The organism is Crocosphaera chwakensis CCY0110 (assembly GCF_000169335.1).
In the GTDB taxonomy this organism is placed as follows: domain Bacteria; phylum Cyanobacteriota; class Cyanobacteriia; order Cyanobacteriales; family Microcystaceae; genus Crocosphaera; species Crocosphaera chwakensis.
This window is the reverse complement of record NZ_AAXW01000003.1, coordinates 170,809-185,743: the sequence shown is the minus strand read 5'-3', so window position 1 is coordinate 185,743 and position 14,935 is coordinate 170,809. Positions and strand designations below refer to the sequence as shown.

General features: G+C 35.7%; 15 protein-coding genes. 8 read left to right on the top strand and 7 right to left on the bottom strand.

Features of this window, described 5'->3' with window-relative positions:
- On the bottom strand, positions 1 to 528 hold the full coding sequence (locus CY0110_RS30735) for a chemotaxis protein CheB (protein ID WP_008273841.1): 528 nt from the start codon (positions 526 to 528) through the stop codon (positions 1 to 3).
- Positions 529 to 1,626: 1,098 nt separating this feature from the next.
- Between CY0110_RS30735 and rbsK the strand changes: the two genes are divergently transcribed.
- The 3 genes from rbsK (at position 1,627) to CY0110_RS03200 (ending at position 4,138) form a co-directional block, all read left to right on the top strand.
- Positions 1,627 to 2,544: a ribokinase gene (rbsK, locus tag CY0110_RS03210; RefSeq protein WP_008273840.1), complete on the top strand. Its 918-nt coding sequence runs from the start codon at positions 1,627 to 1,629 to the stop codon at positions 2,542 to 2,544.
- 109 nt (positions 2,545 to 2,653) lie between these two features.
- On the top strand, positions 2,654 to 3,040 hold the full coding sequence (gene ebsA, locus CY0110_RS03205; RefSeq protein ID WP_008273839.1) for a type IV pilus biogenesis protein EbsA: 387 nt from the start codon (positions 2,654 to 2,656) through the stop codon (positions 3,038 to 3,040).
- A 27-nt stretch (positions 3,041 to 3,067) separates the two neighbouring features.
- The gene (locus CY0110_RS03200; protein WP_008273838.1) at positions 3,068 to 4,138 is read left to right on the top strand and encodes a phosphotransacetylase family protein; all 1,071 of its coding nucleotides are present in this window, start codon (positions 3,068 to 3,070) and stop codon (positions 4,136 to 4,138) included.
- A 72-nt stretch (positions 4,139 to 4,210) separates the two neighbouring features.
- Here the strand turns inward: CY0110_RS03200 and CY0110_RS30310 are convergent, their stop codons facing one another.
- Complete coding sequence (locus CY0110_RS30310; RefSeq protein ID WP_008273837.1) at positions 4,211 to 4,375, bottom strand: hypothetical protein; 165 nt, start codon at positions 4,373 to 4,375, stop codon at positions 4,211 to 4,213.
- A gap of 363 nt (positions 4,376 to 4,738) precedes the next feature.
- On the opposite strand from CY0110_RS30310, the gene CY0110_RS03195 reads away from it, so the two are divergent.
- Together CY0110_RS03195 and CY0110_RS03190 are read left to right on the top strand one after the other, a co-directional pair.
- On the top strand, positions 4,739 to 5,686 hold the full coding sequence (locus CY0110_RS03195; RefSeq protein ID WP_008273836.1) for a hypothetical protein: 948 nt from the start codon (positions 4,739 to 4,741) through the stop codon (positions 5,684 to 5,686).
- A 27-nt stretch (positions 5,687 to 5,713) separates the two neighbouring features.
- Positions 5,714 to 5,971, top strand: coding sequence for a chlororespiratory reduction protein 7 (locus tag CY0110_RS03190; protein ID WP_008273835.1), 258 nt, complete (start codon positions 5,714 to 5,716; stop codon positions 5,969 to 5,971).
- A gap of 20 nt (positions 5,972 to 5,991) precedes the next feature.
- On the opposite strand, the gene CY0110_RS03185 is transcribed toward CY0110_RS03190, so the two are convergent.
- The 3 genes from CY0110_RS03185 to CY0110_RS03175 form a co-directional block, all read right to left on the bottom strand.
- Positions 5,992 to 7,368: a gluconeogenesis factor YvcK family protein gene (locus CY0110_RS03185; RefSeq protein WP_008273834.1), complete on the bottom strand. Its 1,377-nt coding sequence runs from the start codon at positions 7,366 to 7,368 to the stop codon at positions 5,992 to 5,994.
- A gap of 1,031 nt (positions 7,369 to 8,399) precedes the next feature.
- On the bottom strand, positions 8,400 to 9,308 hold the full coding sequence (locus tag CY0110_RS03180) for a UbiA family prenyltransferase (RefSeq protein WP_008273833.1): 909 nt from the start codon (positions 9,306 to 9,308) through the stop codon (positions 8,400 to 8,402).
- A 3-nt stretch (positions 9,309 to 9,311) separates the two neighbouring features.
- Entirely contained in the window at positions 9,312 to 9,713 is a 402-nt protein-coding gene (locus CY0110_RS03175) for a DUF6335 family protein (protein WP_008273832.1), read from the bottom strand.
- Between the two features lie 244 nt (positions 9,714 to 9,957).
- On the opposite strand from CY0110_RS03175, the gene CY0110_RS03170 reads away from it, so the two are divergent.
- From CY0110_RS03170 to CY0110_RS03160, 3 genes are all read left to right on the top strand, one after another.
- Complete coding sequence (locus CY0110_RS03170; RefSeq protein WP_008273831.1) at positions 9,958 to 11,484, top strand: IS5-like element ISCysp16 family transposase; 1,527 nt, start codon at positions 9,958 to 9,960, stop codon at positions 11,482 to 11,484.
- Positions 11,485 to 11,884: 400 nt separating this feature from the next.
- On the top strand, positions 11,885 to 12,754 hold the full coding sequence (locus CY0110_RS03165; protein WP_008273829.1) for a GNAT family N-acetyltransferase: 870 nt from the start codon (positions 11,885 to 11,887) through the stop codon (positions 12,752 to 12,754).
- Between the two features lie 182 nt (positions 12,755 to 12,936).
- Positions 12,937 to 13,800 carry a phosphodiester glycosidase family protein gene (locus CY0110_RS03160; RefSeq protein WP_008273828.1) on the top strand — a complete coding sequence of 288 codons (864 nt, stop codon included), beginning with the start codon at positions 12,937 to 12,939 and terminating at the stop codon, positions 13,798 to 13,800.
- 72 nt (positions 13,801 to 13,872) lie between these two features.
- Here the strand turns inward: CY0110_RS03160 and CY0110_RS03155 are convergent, their stop codons facing one another.
- Entirely contained in the window at positions 13,873 to 14,097 is a 225-nt protein-coding gene (locus CY0110_RS03155; protein WP_008273827.1) for a hypothetical protein, read from the bottom strand.
- Positions 14,098 to 14,146: 49 nt separating this feature from the next.
- Positions 14,147 to 14,905, bottom strand: coding sequence for an SDR family oxidoreductase (locus CY0110_RS03150; protein WP_008273826.1), 759 nt, complete (start codon positions 14,903 to 14,905; stop codon positions 14,147 to 14,149).
- Positions 14,906 to 14,935 lie beyond the last annotated feature (30 nt).

Sequence of the window (14,935 nt, the reverse complement as noted above, 5' to 3'; positions counted from 1 at the left end):
TTAATCAGCGATCCCCATTCCTATCGCACTATTCGGCATCGTCTCAAACTGGGCTGTTTCTGGTGACTGTGACAGGGCTATTCCCCCTACCCGACTCACTGCCTGGAGTCCTTCTTGTCCATCCTCCCCCGTCCCTGATAGGATAATAGCGATGGTCTTTTCTCCCCAATTCGTTGCTAGGGAGTAGAAAAAGTTATCAATGGTGTTGGCAAAATTTCGGGTTAACTCCCGCAAGCGCAAGCGATTATCTTCGAGTTCGACATTATACCCTGGGGGCAACACATAAATATGACCCGGCTCTACTGCCACCTCATCCTCAATGGCAGCCACAGGCAAATTGGTTTCCCGTTGAATGATTTCGGGCATCATACTCGGATGGTTGGGGGATACGTGCTGCATCACCACAAAGGCAGCCTGCGGATCATCGGGGAGATTGCTAAAAAAGCGTTTTAGGGCTTCGATTCCTCCTGCCGAAGCCCCAATCCCAACAATAAAAAATCGTCTTGCGTCTGCTGATGTATTAACCATACTTGTAAGTTTAAGTAGTCGGACATCAATTAACAACACTATGTAAAGAAATATAGTGTTTCTCACTCTGATGAGATACACTTTTAACTTCTTACCATTGCCTATTCCCTTTGATAGAGATTTATCGACAACTTATAAACAAGTTTTATTATATAGCTTAGAGGCTAAATATAATCAGAAAATTGCAACTATTTAAGATGATTCTGATTGGGATTGAGAAGAATAAATAAAACAAAATGAAAAAGCTTTGAAGAAGTTTAAAAAATATCAAAAAAACTTTATAAATTGATGAACAAGAAGCCTATCAAAGAGAAGAATAGTTTGAGAAATTTAAACAATTAATTGCTCAATTTTGTCCCCAAGGTTCTCAACTAGATTTTGAAGATTAGACAATGATAGCAATCAGGTTTCAGTTGTGAGAAAGGCTTTAACAGTGTTAAAACCCTACAAATCGCTCTTGTAGAAACATAATAATATTATGGACTAATTGGTTCTCATATATTATTCCTGATTGCTAGATTGTTTTTCTCGATTCGGCAGTATTAGGATTATGAACCCATCATAACAAAAGATGAATTATTAGCAAAACAAGACCATTATGCTAAATTTTCTAACAATATGCTAAAAGAACAGAAGCATTTTAGATTTAATTGAAAAGAAATAAATACACATATACGTTTTTCAAGAACCTATATAAATTTATGTTATGGATAAGAAAAACTGCTTACAATCAATCACTTTAATTCTCGGTCGCGATCACAACTTCTTTAATTTTCAGATATAGAAATGAAACCTTATAAAAACTAAAAGAACAAGTAAATAATAGGCAATGATTTGAATAATAGAGACTATCTTTTGCATTATTTATTCGATTAACTTCATTTTTTCTAACTTGCATTTCTAATATTATATCCTTAAAGTATTAGTTAGTGCTTCATCTCGAAGGAGCGGTCATACCATTGCTAACGCTTTTGTTTGGGAGGATGCAGCAGTAATGATCAACGGTCGTAGTGACTAATCTGTTATGATAAACGACAATATACAAAAAGATGAAAAGCACTTTAAAATAATTATCAATTCTGAATTCTTAATTGCTTTATGAGTATTGTAGTTTTCGGTAGCATTAATATGGATATGATTGCCCAAACTCCTTGCTTTCCTCAACCTGGGGAAACCATTACAGGCACTCACTTCATAACTTTACCAGGAGGAAAAGGGGCAAATCAAGCGGTTGCAACGGCAAAATTAGGTCGTTCAACTTACTTTGTGGGACGGGTTGGGGGTGATAGTTTAGGCCGAGATTTATTAAAAAGATTAGAAACATTTGACATCAACACTCAGGGGGTTTTGATTGATAAAAATACCTCATCAGGGGTAGCAATGATTACGGTAGAAACATCGGGAGAAAATAGCATTATTGTTATTTCTGGGGCTAATGGTAACATTAATGAGTCTGATGTTATTCGTTTAGAGAAAATTCTCTTGAAAGCCAGTTTGTTATTATTACAATTAGAAATCCCCTTAAAAGCAGTAGAAATAGCAGCTATAGAAGCGAAAAAATTAGGGGTCACGGTGATGTTAGATCCTGCACCAGCACCTGAGAAACTACCTGATAGTTTATATCCTCTAATTGATATTATTACACCTAATCAAACCGAAGCAGCTAAATTAGTAGGTTTCCCTTTATCTGATACAGAAACTATTAAAAAAGCTGCTGAACAATTACTGCAAAAAGGAGTTAAAATAGTCATTATTAAACTAGGACAAAAAGGAGCTTTTTATGCCACAGAAAATGAGGAAGGATTTGTCGCTCCTACCGTCGTCGAAACCATTGATACAGTAGGTGCAGGAGATGGTTTTAATGGGGGAGTTGCTGCTGCTTTAGATCGAGGTTTATCACTTAAAGAAGCCTTAAAATGGGGGTCAGTGGTGGGAGCGTTAACCACGACGCAAGAAGGCGCACAAACAGCCCTACCAGATTTAGAAACCGTTGAACAATTAATAATTAATAATTAATGTTAATTTAGAGAATCTTGAGGGAAGAATAAGGATGCGATTGCCTATAATAGAGCATAGCAGGACGTTGACTCATCACCCATCCTATTCTTTAAGGTTTATTGACTTTATGACTAGCATCGAAGATATCCAACCTGCCCCCAAAGGCCAGATAATGATTTATCAGCCTTACTATCATAAAGATAAGCATAAAGTACTCCCCTATGCCATTTCTTTATATGCCCAAGGGAATTTAGAAGGAACACGACGCATTGAAGGGGGAAAAGGTATCCCTTTCGTTGCTTCTTGGTTTGTCTCGAAACTGCCTTCTGAAATTACTCGTTGTCGAATGCAGTTTGATGGGCAAGCAGAATTAAGCTATGAAATTACTATTCTTAATGCGGAGTTTATTGACTATCTGATCTCAGCCCTTAAAATTTATCAAGAAGGAAAAATAGTAGATTTTCCTCAGGGATTCTATCGCAAGTTGCTACACTGTGAAGAATCTGCCTCCTAGACCGATAGAAAATAAAGGAGTAACAGGGTGGCACAGTCAACCAAATGCTTAATTATAGCTTCAATCGAAGCTTATACCGGTAAGTCAGGAACCATTTTAGGACTTGCTCATCAGTTTCAAGATAAAGGTTTCTCCATTGCCTATAGTAAACCTATTGGCACTTGTTTCCAAGATCAAGATCCTAAAGCAAAAGAAGCGGATGTCGAGTTTATTGCTGACGCTTTGGGCTTAAAAGAAGCTCAAGTAGCATCCCCCCTTATCCCTTTACAACGAGCAACCCTCGAAAAACGCCTTAAACAAGAGGATACTACAGACTACAAACAATTACTCAAGGATAGTCTTGCTAACATTGAAGCTAACATTGTCATTGTAGAAGGGGCGGGAACCCTCTGGGAAGGTAGTCTATTTGGGTTATCGATTGTTGACATGGCCCAAACCCTAAATGCGTCTGTGTTATTAGTCGCCCGTTATCATTCTCCTTTGGTGGTAGATAATCTACTTAACGTTAAATTGGCCTTAGGGGATAGCTTAGTGGGTATGATTATCAATGATATCCCCAGTGAAGAATTAGAGACGGCTCAAACCCTCATTAAACCCTATCTTGAAAGTCATGGGATGCCAGTATTGGGTTTATTGCCAACCAGTCGTTTACTACGCAGTGTCAGTGTTCGCGAAATTGCCCATCAATTAAAGGCTCAAGTGTTATGCCGTGGCGATCGCTTAGATTTAATGGTAGAAAGTCTTACTATCGGGGCGATGAATGTCAACTCAGCCCTAGAATATTTCCGCCAAGGACAAAATAAAGCTGTGGTAACCGGAGGCGATCGCACTGATTTACAATTAGCAGCCCTCGAAACCTCTACCAGTTGCCTCATTCTCACAGGACACATGAACCCTCAACCCTTGATCATTAGTCGAGCTGAAGATTTAGAAGTGCCTATCTTGTCTGTTGATCTCGATACCTTAACTACCGTTGAAATTGTGGATCAAGCCTTTGGTAAAGTCCGATTGCAAGAAAAAATTAAAGTTAGCTGCATTCAAGAGTTAATGGTTAAAAACTTTGATGTTGATCGGTTAGTTCAACAATTAAACCTTTAACCCCTCAATACAACTCAAACAGGACAGGAGAATCTCACAATTCCCTGTTCCTTTTACTAATTAACTTAAACCTTAGTTATTATTATTGTCATCGTCGTTTTTATCCTCTTGGTCATTGTTATTGTTAGAATAGGATCTACCACGGGAAAAAGAACGAGAAGTTTTTTGACGAAATTGGCGAGCATAAGCCTGATTCCGTTCTGCTTTTTCTTTCTTCAAATTACGACGTTTAGCCAAAATGAGTTCCTCTCTGAGATAATGAAAACGCTTGAGACAAAGAAGATGGAGAAAAGTTACCTTTAACTTCCTCCTTAACTAGGAAATCTTCATTTGTGTTTTCACCTTTCATTCTAGCATTTTATTTTATATGAGATCAAATTTGTAAACAGAAGTGATAAATTAGATATATGTCTATTGCTTTACCTTGTTTATGTTGATGTTTTCTCTAACATAAAATCAATAGGCTGTCTAGGGGGTTAAACCCAAAAATAAAAAAGTTAAGAATAACTTTTTTGCACAACAAATTATTAATTATTAACTAACTTTAAACAGTACAGTCTGCCATAGTTAAGATTAATTGCTTTATAAGGAAGTTAACTTATGTCCAGCGACAAACCTTCTCCCATATCCTCAAATTCTTCTCAATTGTCTGAGGGTTTAAACCAAGAGATTTCTCAAGAAGAATTTATTAAATTACTAAAAGCAACTATTACAAAATTGGACTTCATTGTTCAGCAAGTCAATGAAGAAAATATCAATAATTTACCTAATAAAGACACTTTAAACACACTCATTAATAGTACGGAAATTATTGCTAATTCTCTAGAAAATAAATCCCAGATCGTTAACTCTCCTGAAATACAAGAAAAAGAAGATAAAGACATAGAGGAGTCAGAAGACTGGGAAGATGATTTAACCCCAACCCAAGTAAGCAATATATCAGAAATTAATGAAGTAACAGAAGATATTGAAGCTGATCAAAAACCCCAAATCGAAGCATCATCGTCACCTCCATCATTTCTCAAAAGCTTATTCGGGGGAAAAATAGCCCAAATCATAGGATTTGTTTTAATTATTGCCTTATCTGTCTCATTTTTCGTATATAAACCATCCTTACCCAACCTAGAAATTTTCAACAGTTCCCCAGAAATCACCCAACCTCAAGTGGTAGAAACACCAACAGAATTAGAAGAACCTTCCTTACCCGAACCCATTCAAAATGTGCCTTCTTCCCCACCCAAATTAACCCCAGAACAAAGCTTAATTGCTGGAATTCAAAAAGAAGTTACAGCATTAACTAATCAATATCCTGACGATTTAATTGGTAAAATAGAAGCCAATTTTTTAGGGAGTCGACTAATAGTGACTGTCGGAGATAAATGGTACAGTTTATCAACAACAGAACAAAATCAACTGGCAAATACCATCTTAGAAAAGACTCAAAGTTTGGACTTTCGTAAATTAGAAATGTTAGACTCCCAAAGAAATCTTATTGCTCGCAGTCCAGTGGTAGGCAATGAGATTATTATACTTAAAAGAAACCTTTAAATTCTAACTTTATTACATACAAAAACGATGCCAGATTCAATTATGTATCAAGAGGATGGTTTTGTTGTCCTCGAAACCAACCAACCGGAACAAATATTGACCCCTCAAGAGTTATTAGAAAAGCTCAAAGGTATTTTATCAACTCGTCAAGATGATTTACCCAAGGAACTAGAAAAATTAACTACGATAGACGATCAAGCACAATATTTAATGGAAAATTTTTGTGATCTTGATATGGGTAGTGATGATTATCTGCAATGGTATGTAATTCGCTTAGAAAAATAAACTCTAAGCAATTTGTCTGTTTAATTTTTACTATACCAACGCAATAAAACTCTGGCTAACCTTTGAGGATGATGAGTTACTTTTGCTGTCATCGGATCTTCATCCATAATATTCGCTAAAATAATACGACATCCTAAATTGGCTACATCTTCTCGGTCTAAAAATACAGGATGGGATTGTTCTTTAGCATAATGTTTTAATGCTGTGGCAGAAGGAGAAATGCGTTGTACTAAAATAGCGTCAAAGATGCGTCGAGAACAAACCCGATCAATAGCTTTAATATGATCAGCAACTGTATAACCATCGGTTTCACCTGGTTGCGTCATAATATTGCAAACATAAATACGAGGAACCTTGACCTTAGCTAAAGCATTTCTAATTTCCGGAACTAAAAGATTCGGGATGACACTGGTATAAAGACTGCCTGGACCCATGATAATATAGTCAGCTTCTCCAATCGCTTGAATCGCAGCAGGTAAGGCGGGAGGATTTTTAGGAAAACAGCCAATTTCAGTAATTTTTCCGCCAGCTTCGGTAATATTAGATTCTCCTTCTACCAAGCGACCATCATCTAATCTAGCCCATAAACGCACATCACTCACCGTTGCCGGTAAGACTTTACCCCGAATGGCTAACACTTTGGAACTGGCCGCGATCGCCTTTTCAAAATCCCGTCCCGTGATAGCTGTCATGGCCGTTAAAAATAAGTTACCAAAACTATGGCCGTTTAATCCCTCTCCTGCTTGAAAGCGATATTGAAACAATTCTGTTAATAACTTTTCTTCATCCGCTAAAGCAGCCATACAGTTACGAATATCCCCAGGAGGTAAAACACCGATTTCTTCTCTTAGTCGTCCTGAAGACCCCCCATCGTCAGCTACCGTAACAATGGCGGTTATATTAGCACTATATTGCTTTAAACCTCGCAGAAGGGTTGATAGTCCCGTTCCTCCTCCAATAGCGACAATTTTTGGACCCCGATGTAAACGACGATGGGTTAAGAGGCGATCAACTAATTCCTGATCACTATCAGGAAACGCTTCGGTAATCGATCCCACCGTTCGGCTTTGTCCCCATAATAATAAAAAGAGTCCGAATAATAAGGCAAACGGCCCAGAAATATAACTAGGAACGTAAGTGGTAATGGTTTCGAGGAGTTGAGAAATTAACTCCAAAAGACGATCAACAGGGGTGAGTTTGACCCAAATAGCCAAACCTAACATCGATAAAATTAAACCAGTTGCACTAATTAATAACCAACGTTTAACAAATAGTCCAGGGGATAACCATTTGAACCAACGATTAACCCGTTTAGGCGTTCGCTGGCCTACCATTGACCATTTTCGTTGTTTGCTAGAGAGTTTCCGTATCGCTTTTTGTAAAGGACTGATGGGCATAAGTCATGATCACCAGATGAATAATATAGATGAAGCTTAATATAATGATTTATGGCAACATTAACACAAAAGTTGCCTTTCATGCCGAAAACAGCCTCACTAATCTGAGTTTGATATTGAGAATTGAATGATAACTCAGATATTAAATTAAATTAAGTTAATCCTTTTACCGCTTAAAATCTAGGGATAATTTTCCCAGTAATCTACAATAACTGTACTATTTCTTTAATAAATCTTGGTTAAAATTACTAAAAAAACTAATTATATCCAATTTTTCCGTATTTTTTCTAAGGCTTTCTTGAATCATTAAAAGCTAATGTTGAGATTGCAGATATTATTTATCAGAGCCATGTCAAACAAACTCAAGGCGACGGCGGTTGATCTTTACTCAACTTTTGATTTTGATTATTCCATTAACAATTGCTATGAAACTAAGCGATCGCCATTACTAAATCCTTGCTGTAAATATTTATTGCAGACCCTTGAAATATTTGCTATAGTATGTATAGAGAGTCTTAATTGACCTATGTTTGTTAAGGAGACTCGTTTATGATGGTTCACAATTGTCAACTTTTAGTAAATTTAAGTGTCTGACCAGTTATTCATTAATTTCCTATGAATAACTAATTAGTATAGTTAACAATCAACTGGCTCCTTATAACCATTATACTCTTGATTTTATTAGGTTGAATTGAAGATGTATTTAATTGAATATATCAAAAACAGTAACCTAAAGCACTTATGAATCCTGAGTTCACCTTTAAACTGAGGAATAATAGATGGTTTAAATTGTTTCGATCTTGCCTAAGTTAATTCATCTTCAAGATGAAGAATATAAAGCGAAAGCTTACTAATTAGTACGAGGAGGCTAACTCAATGATAGTCAACTGGATCTGGTCTTTAATTGTATGGTCTATTGGCGTAGCAACAGTTATCAGTATTTCTCTTAGTTAATCATCTATATGATTATTTATTACTGTAAAACTTAGAGGCTATTTCTCAAAAAACATAGTATCCCTCTGTCTTACTTATTAATGAACAGAGGGATTATTTTTTAGAGTTAAACTAAATAATAAATGAACAAATAAAGGAATAAATAAGCAACCATCAATGAAAATTGAGTAAATAGGTCGAGAGGTTGATGGCTTAAGTATGGAAAGATAACATAAAGTAATTAAAATAGAAATTATTACCTCTGGTTTAAAGGGTATTAAGGAAGATGACCAAGCCCAAACCCATAAAGCCAATACCGATACATTAAGAATAGAAAGTAAAATTTTCATTCTATCTATTCCCATCATCAAAGGTAATGTAATAACTCCTTGTTCTTGATCGGACTCTATATCTCTTAAATCAAAACTGTGGGAATTCGTAACAATAAAAATAAATAAAAATAAGGTACTCAAAATAAAAGTAATTCCTTGAGGACAATAATTAGCATAAGCACAAGGCAAACTAACAACAGCATAGGTAATGATAGCACCAACAATCCAAGCTTTTGACCCAGGAATATCTTTAAGTCGATACCATTGATTTGATCTCGGAAATAAAGGAACTCCGTAAATCAAAGGAAAAATACCGAGCAAACTAACGTAGCGAACAGCAGTAGGTGCAAACCATAATAGGGTAAAGATTATACTTAATCCTAAAGCTATCAAAAACCAAACTAAAAATCCTGGCTTTTTAAAATAGGATTGAACATTAGGATCAGGAATTTGTTGAACGTAAACATCTACAACTCGATCCAAATGATAAGGAATTAAAGCAGCCCCGAAACAGAATAAAGGCGATCGCCAATCTAAGGGCAGTTCCATCAACAATTGAAAACTAAAACAAAGGGAGGCGATGGCGGAAGCCACCCAAATATTAGAATAAATGAGTATTTCTAAGAAAACATTACGCCAATTTTGTTTATTAAATAAGTTGAGAGGGTTAGTCACTTATTAAGATTCTTTAGAATTGGGATCAAGTTCAAAGCGATCGCTATCCCGTTGTTGCATTTCGTCAAACACTTCAACTGGTTCTGCGGGTGCAAAGTTAACACCAGTTGCATCCCCAATATCGTCAACATTATTTTGATCTGGTGTAGGAGTATCACCGCCGATCGCTTCTTCTCCCACTACTTTAGCTTGTTCTGTCATTGCGTCAGGATCTCCTGCTGTGGTGTTTTCCCCCGAAGCAAGGCGATATTCATTGGATTCGATGGTTGCACCCATTCTGGTGTTGCGATCGCTAACTCCTGGCGGAATAGTATTCGGTTCAGACGGTTCGGTAATTTGGCGATCGGGTATTTCGTTGGGATTAGATGAGGATTTGGGTTGAGAAGAATTGTTTGTCTGTACCATAAATAAAATAAACTAATTAGTTTAGCTACTATTTATTACCTTAACGACTCAAAATAAATCTATTCATCTTTCAAACGGTAGAGTTATCAAAAGAATATTGTCTTAATTAGGGTTTGCTGAATATGAGTGTAACCCTTGTTATCAAAAGGTTACACTCATATTCGATGACAAAAAAAGATCAGCTAGTGCAGCTAAAAACCGCTAAAATTGGTAGGGATACCTTGCAGTTGTTAGTCAAGAACAAATGTATCGAAAAGAGGAGCAGCCTTCACCCGCCCCAGAAAATTTTGAATTGCCCTTCGAGGGAAAATTATCCCCAAGTAATCGTTGGGTAATCATGGCAGAACTAATACCTTGGGATGATTTTGAAGAAGAATATGCTAAACTTTTTTCAGCAGAAAAAGGTGCGCCAGCTAAACCATTTAGAATGGCATTAGGGATATTAATTATTAAGGAAAAGTTAGGAACAAGTGATAGAGAAACAATAGAACAGATTAGAGAAAATCCTTATCTACAATACTTTATAGGTTTAAATTGTTATCAACAAGAGCCACCAGTGGAAGCTTCAATGCTAGTTCATTTTAGGAAAAGGATTGATGTAGATTTGGTGAATAAAATAAATAAAGAAATAGTGAAAAAAGAGAAAGAAAAGCTTGATAAAGAAATAAAAAAAAAGGATTTACCCCAAGAAAAAGGAAAAAAACTAAAAAATCGAGGTAAACTAATACTAGATGCAACTTGTGCGCCGGCCGATATAAAATATCCGACAGATTTAGGAATATTAAATCAAGCTAGAATTGAGACAGAAAGAATAATAGACAATCTTTATAAAGCTTTAAGAGGAAAACTGAGGAAAAAACCGAGAATTTCTAGACACATTGCCAGAAAAGAATATTTAAAGGTAGCTAAAAAAGGAAAAGTTTCTTATCAAGAAAGGAGAAAAGCTATAGAAAAACAGTTGAAATACGTTAAGAACAATCTAGGACATATAGAAGACTTGAATCAAGCTGGGGCTTCCCTCAAAAATCTGAGTAAAAGACAGCAAAATCTTCTAGAAACTATCAAAAAAGTTTATAAACAACAACGAGTAATGTGGGAGAATAAAACCCAGAGTGTTCCCCAAAGAATTGTAAGTTTAACTCAACCCCATATTCGTCCTATAGTCAGAGGAAAAGCAGGAAAACCAATAGAGTTTGGAGCTAAGCTCTCGGTTAGCTGTGTGGATAATTATGTATTTTTAGACCGAATAAGTTGGGAAAACTTAAATGAATCTTGTCATTTAAAAGAACAAGTAGAAAAGTATAGAGAAATGTTTGGCTATTATCCCGAATCTGTTCATGTTGATAAAATTTATAGAACTAGAGAAAATAGAAATTGGTGTAAAGAGAGAGGAATAAGAATTAGTGGTCCGAAGTTAGGAAGACCTCCGAAAAATGTCAGTGAAGAAGAGAAGAAACAAGCTCGCTCAGACGAAAGTTTCCGAAATGCTATTGAGGGAAAATTTGGACAAGCTAAATCTTCGTTTAGCTTGAATCTCGTCATGACTAAACTCCCTGAAACCTCAGAAACTTCTATTGCCATTACCTTTCTAGTTGTCAATCTTTCCAGACTGCTTCGGCAGTTTTTGTCGCTTTATTTGTGGTTATTCATTAATATTAAAACTGATGAACTATTCAACCACAATTATATTAATGAAAATTATATTTATAGCAAATTTATAGAAAGAAAAATTATTAATTGGCAGGGAAATTATCGGCTTTTGGCCGCATAAATTTTGGAGAAACTTTTTCAGCAAACCCTAATTATTCCTTTTCTTTCTGAGCATTTTCATTAGGCAACCAAAGATTTTCAATGTTGACTTTGATTAACCCAATAATCATGTGAAAGCGATAACCCCCCGTCATAGGGCGGTTGGGGCAAATAAATAAATGTGCCAGTGCCGTAAAATAACCTTTGAGTTTTACCAGCAAACTTGATACGGCGCACGAGGCGCAACGACCTCAAATATAGCCCCACAAGTCCCTTGACGGGGTTTTTTAAGGGGTATAATAGATTTGCTGTGTGTTTTATCTTTATATTTAACCAGGACGAGTTTAACGAGGCGAGTGAAACGAAGAGTGGAAACGACTAAGATAACACAATAGAAAGTCAAGTAAAAATTAAGATAATAAATGAATCAATTAGCCAATGAATTGACAAACACTAATCAAGACTTTGTTGTTTCTCCTATGACGACGGATGAGGTTAAACTAGCATTATCTTGGGCAGAAGCAGAAGGATGGAATCCAGGAGTTAATGACGCTTACAATTATTACGTTACAGATAAGAAGGGATTTTTAATAGGAAAATTAAATGGTAATCCTATTAGTTGTATTGCTGTTATTAGATATAATAAAAACTTTAACTTTATTGGGCTGTATATTGTCAAGTCAGAATTTCGTCATCAAGGATATGGTTTAAAAACATTTCAAGAAGCGTTTAAGTTAATTGGTAATCAATCGGCAGCGTTAGATGCAGTTTTTCAGCAAGTTCATAATTATCAAAAATGGGACTTTAAATCAGATCATCTACATTTACGCTATAAAGGAGTTATTCAAGGACAAATTTTGCAGGATGTTGTTGATATTAATGAAGTTGATTTTAATCAAATCTGTGATTACGATAGTCAGTATTTTCCTCAGTTTCGAGCGCAATTTTTAGAACTTTGGATCAAGCAATCAAATAGTCAAGGGTATGCTGTTGTAGAAAAAGATAAAATTGTTGGATATGGAGTCATTAGAAAGTGCGTTGAAGGATTTAAAATTGGACCTTTGTTTTCTGAAAACCAAGCAATCGCAGAGAAATTACTACTAGCTTTATCAACTTATGCTAATAATAATAATATCTATATTGATGTTCCTGATCTTAATAGAGAAGCCATTTCCTTAGTGACATCTTATAAAATGGAGTTGATTTTTGAATGTGTGAGAATGTATACTCATCAACCACCATTACTAAATTGGAATAAGATTTTCGGAGTAACCAGTTTAGAAATTGGATAAACATTTTCAACCTAGCACCTTTTAGTCGTGTAGCAGCATTGTGAACTGTTATCTTTTTCATTTATGGTTTTACTTTGCCCTTTAATAGTTGATAGAATTGTGGTTATAATTGAGTCAATCTCTATGTTGTCAAAATTTAAGGGAGATTTTTGGACTTGAGGCGAATTATAATCAAGCTACTTTTGTTTCATCTTCTTCTCACTTCTTGTCAAACGAGATCAGAACCAGAAACTTTATCAAACAATCCAGTCAACAGTGCTGAAGTCACATCCCGTCCTCTGGTTCACAAAATTCATGAACTCCCTACAGCTAAAGTTCATACTTTATTAATTCCTGCTGAAAGTCATTTTAAAATTGATGTAGCTGTTTCTAATACTTTAAAGACTATAGAAGATTTTGCCATAGAAACTGAAGCAATTGCCGTCTTAAATGGAGGCTTTTTTGACCCAGTAAATAGTCAAACAACTTCTTATGTAGTCCAACAGGGAAAAGTCATTGCTGATCCTTCAAATAATCCGAGATTGATAGATAATGCACAGTTAAAACCCTATCTTAAAAAAATCCTTAATCGTAGTGAGTTTCGTCGTTATCAGTGTGGTAAACTCACTCGTTATGCCATTACTTACCATCAAGATCGGACACCAGAAAATTGTCAACTGACTGAAGCTATTGGAGGTGGGCCACAACTGCTTCCTAATCTCAGTGCAGAAGAAGAAGCTTTCTTCGAGTCCGTTAATGGTCAAATCTCTCGTGATCCCTTGGGACTCAAAAGAGCCAATGCACGGACGGCGATCGGTATTACTTCATCAGGAGATGTTCTTTGGATGATGGTAGAGCAAAAATCCCCATCAACAGGATTATCTTTATTAGAATTGAGAGATTTTTTAGAAAGTTTAGAAGTCACGTCAGCAATGAACTTAGATGGGGGAAGTTCTTCATCTTTCTTTCATCAAGGTGAGAGTTTTTATGGAAAGAAATCAACAGACGGAAACGTAATTCAACGTTCAATTAAATCAGTTTTACTTCTGGTTAAACCTGTTGAATAAAAGATAATCAGTTAATTCATTATAATACTAAACTGACCAAAGCTAAATTTATACTTTTTGTCATCAAATCTTTTACAAAGATTCAAAGTCAGCCGTAAATCCAGAAAATTTGGTACAATCTTCTATGAAAGTTTCAACCTCACTAATGTCATCCATTTTATAAGCCATAATTCTTGTCTCATCAGGCATTTTTTGAGAACCTATTAATTCCAGTTGATAATTTTCTGTCATGGTTTTAAAATCAGCACCCGACTGTTTCCAAGCATCTCCATTACAATGAACATTAACTCGCCACATAATAAAATTAGTCCTAACCAACAATAAGTAAATATCTTATCATCATAATTCAACTAAACTCACTAAACAGTTTTTCCCAATCAACAACGGGTGGTCTTACTCCTGAATTAATAATATCAAAAGCTTTATTTATTGTGATCTCATCCTTTAAACATTCAACACAAACATTGGCCACATCAATTCTGCTAGTTTCTCCATTTAAAGTATCCCCAGTTCCTAGAATAACTGCTTTCTTTCCATCAGTTTTAGCTCTAAGTAAAGTATTAAGATCATAAGAGGTGTACGGACCATCAATTAATCGTCCTGGTCGAATAATTGTATAAGGTAATCCCGAACTTTTAAGCGTATTTTCTGCATAAAGTTTGGCATCAAGTACGCCAAAGATATTAAGAATATTAAAAGGTAAACTATCTTTCCTCAACACACCACAAGAAGAGACGAAAACAAATCGTTTGAGGTTTTTAGGAGCAGCTACAATTAAGTTTTTAACGCCTTCTCCATCCACTGCTTGAGGTGTATTTTTAGGGTCAAATAAGTTGGCAAAATCCCATCGTTGTGAAGGAAAAGCGGTGGTTCCTGTACAACAGATAATATGAGTGACATCTTGTGTTATTGAGGCGAGAGTATCAGGATAACGAATATCTCCAATCACAATATCCACTTGATCATTAAACATCTGTTCAGCTTTACTTTGATTTCGAGTTAAAGCACGAACAGAAAGATTTTTTTCTAATAATTTAGCTACCACTAATTGACCAACACCACCGGTAGCACCTGCCACTAAAATTAAATCTGAATTATTTAGCATTACTTTTTTTTGAATAGATGTAATACAACT

What these genes read in the sequence shown, in the direction of transcription:
- CY0110_RS30735 (WP_008273841.1), bottom strand. Translation starts at nt 528, where the DNA reads ATGGTTAATACATCAGCAGACGCAAGACGATTTTTTATTGTTGGGATT.
- rbsK (WP_008273840.1), top strand. Translation starts at nt 1,627, where the DNA reads ATGAGTATTGTAGTTTTCGGTAGCATTAATATGGATATGATTGCCCAA.
- ebsA (WP_008273839.1), top strand. Translation starts at nt 2,654, where the DNA reads ATGACTAGCATCGAAGATATCCAACCTGCCCCCAAAGGCCAGATAATG.
- CY0110_RS03195 (WP_008273836.1), top strand. Translation starts at nt 4,739, where the DNA reads ATGTCCAGCGACAAACCTTCTCCCATATCCTCAAATTCTTCTCAATTG.
- CY0110_RS03190 (WP_008273835.1), top strand. Translation starts at nt 5,714, where the DNA reads ATGCCAGATTCAATTATGTATCAAGAGGATGGTTTTGTTGTCCTCGAA.
- CY0110_RS03185 (WP_008273834.1), bottom strand. Translation starts at nt 7,368, where the DNA reads ATGCCCATCAGTCCTTTACAAAAAGCGATACGGAAACTCTCTAGCAAA.
- CY0110_RS03175 (WP_008273832.1), bottom strand. Translation starts at nt 9,713, where the DNA reads ATGGTACAGACAAACAATTCTTCTCAACCCAAATCCTCATCTAATCCC.
- CY0110_RS03170 (WP_008273831.1), top strand. Translation starts at nt 9,958, where the DNA reads ATGTATCGAAAAGAGGAGCAGCCTTCACCCGCCCCAGAAAATTTTGAA.
- CY0110_RS03165 (WP_008273829.1), top strand. Translation starts at nt 11,885, where the DNA reads ATGAATCAATTAGCCAATGAATTGACAAACACTAATCAAGACTTTGTT.
- CY0110_RS03155 (WP_008273827.1), bottom strand. Translation starts at nt 14,097, where the DNA reads ATGTGGCGAGTTAATGTTCATTGTAATGGAGATGCTTGGAAACAGTCG.
- CY0110_RS03150 (WP_008273826.1), bottom strand. Translation starts at nt 14,905, where the DNA reads ATGCTAAATAATTCAGATTTAATTTTAGTGGCAGGTGCTACCGGTGGT.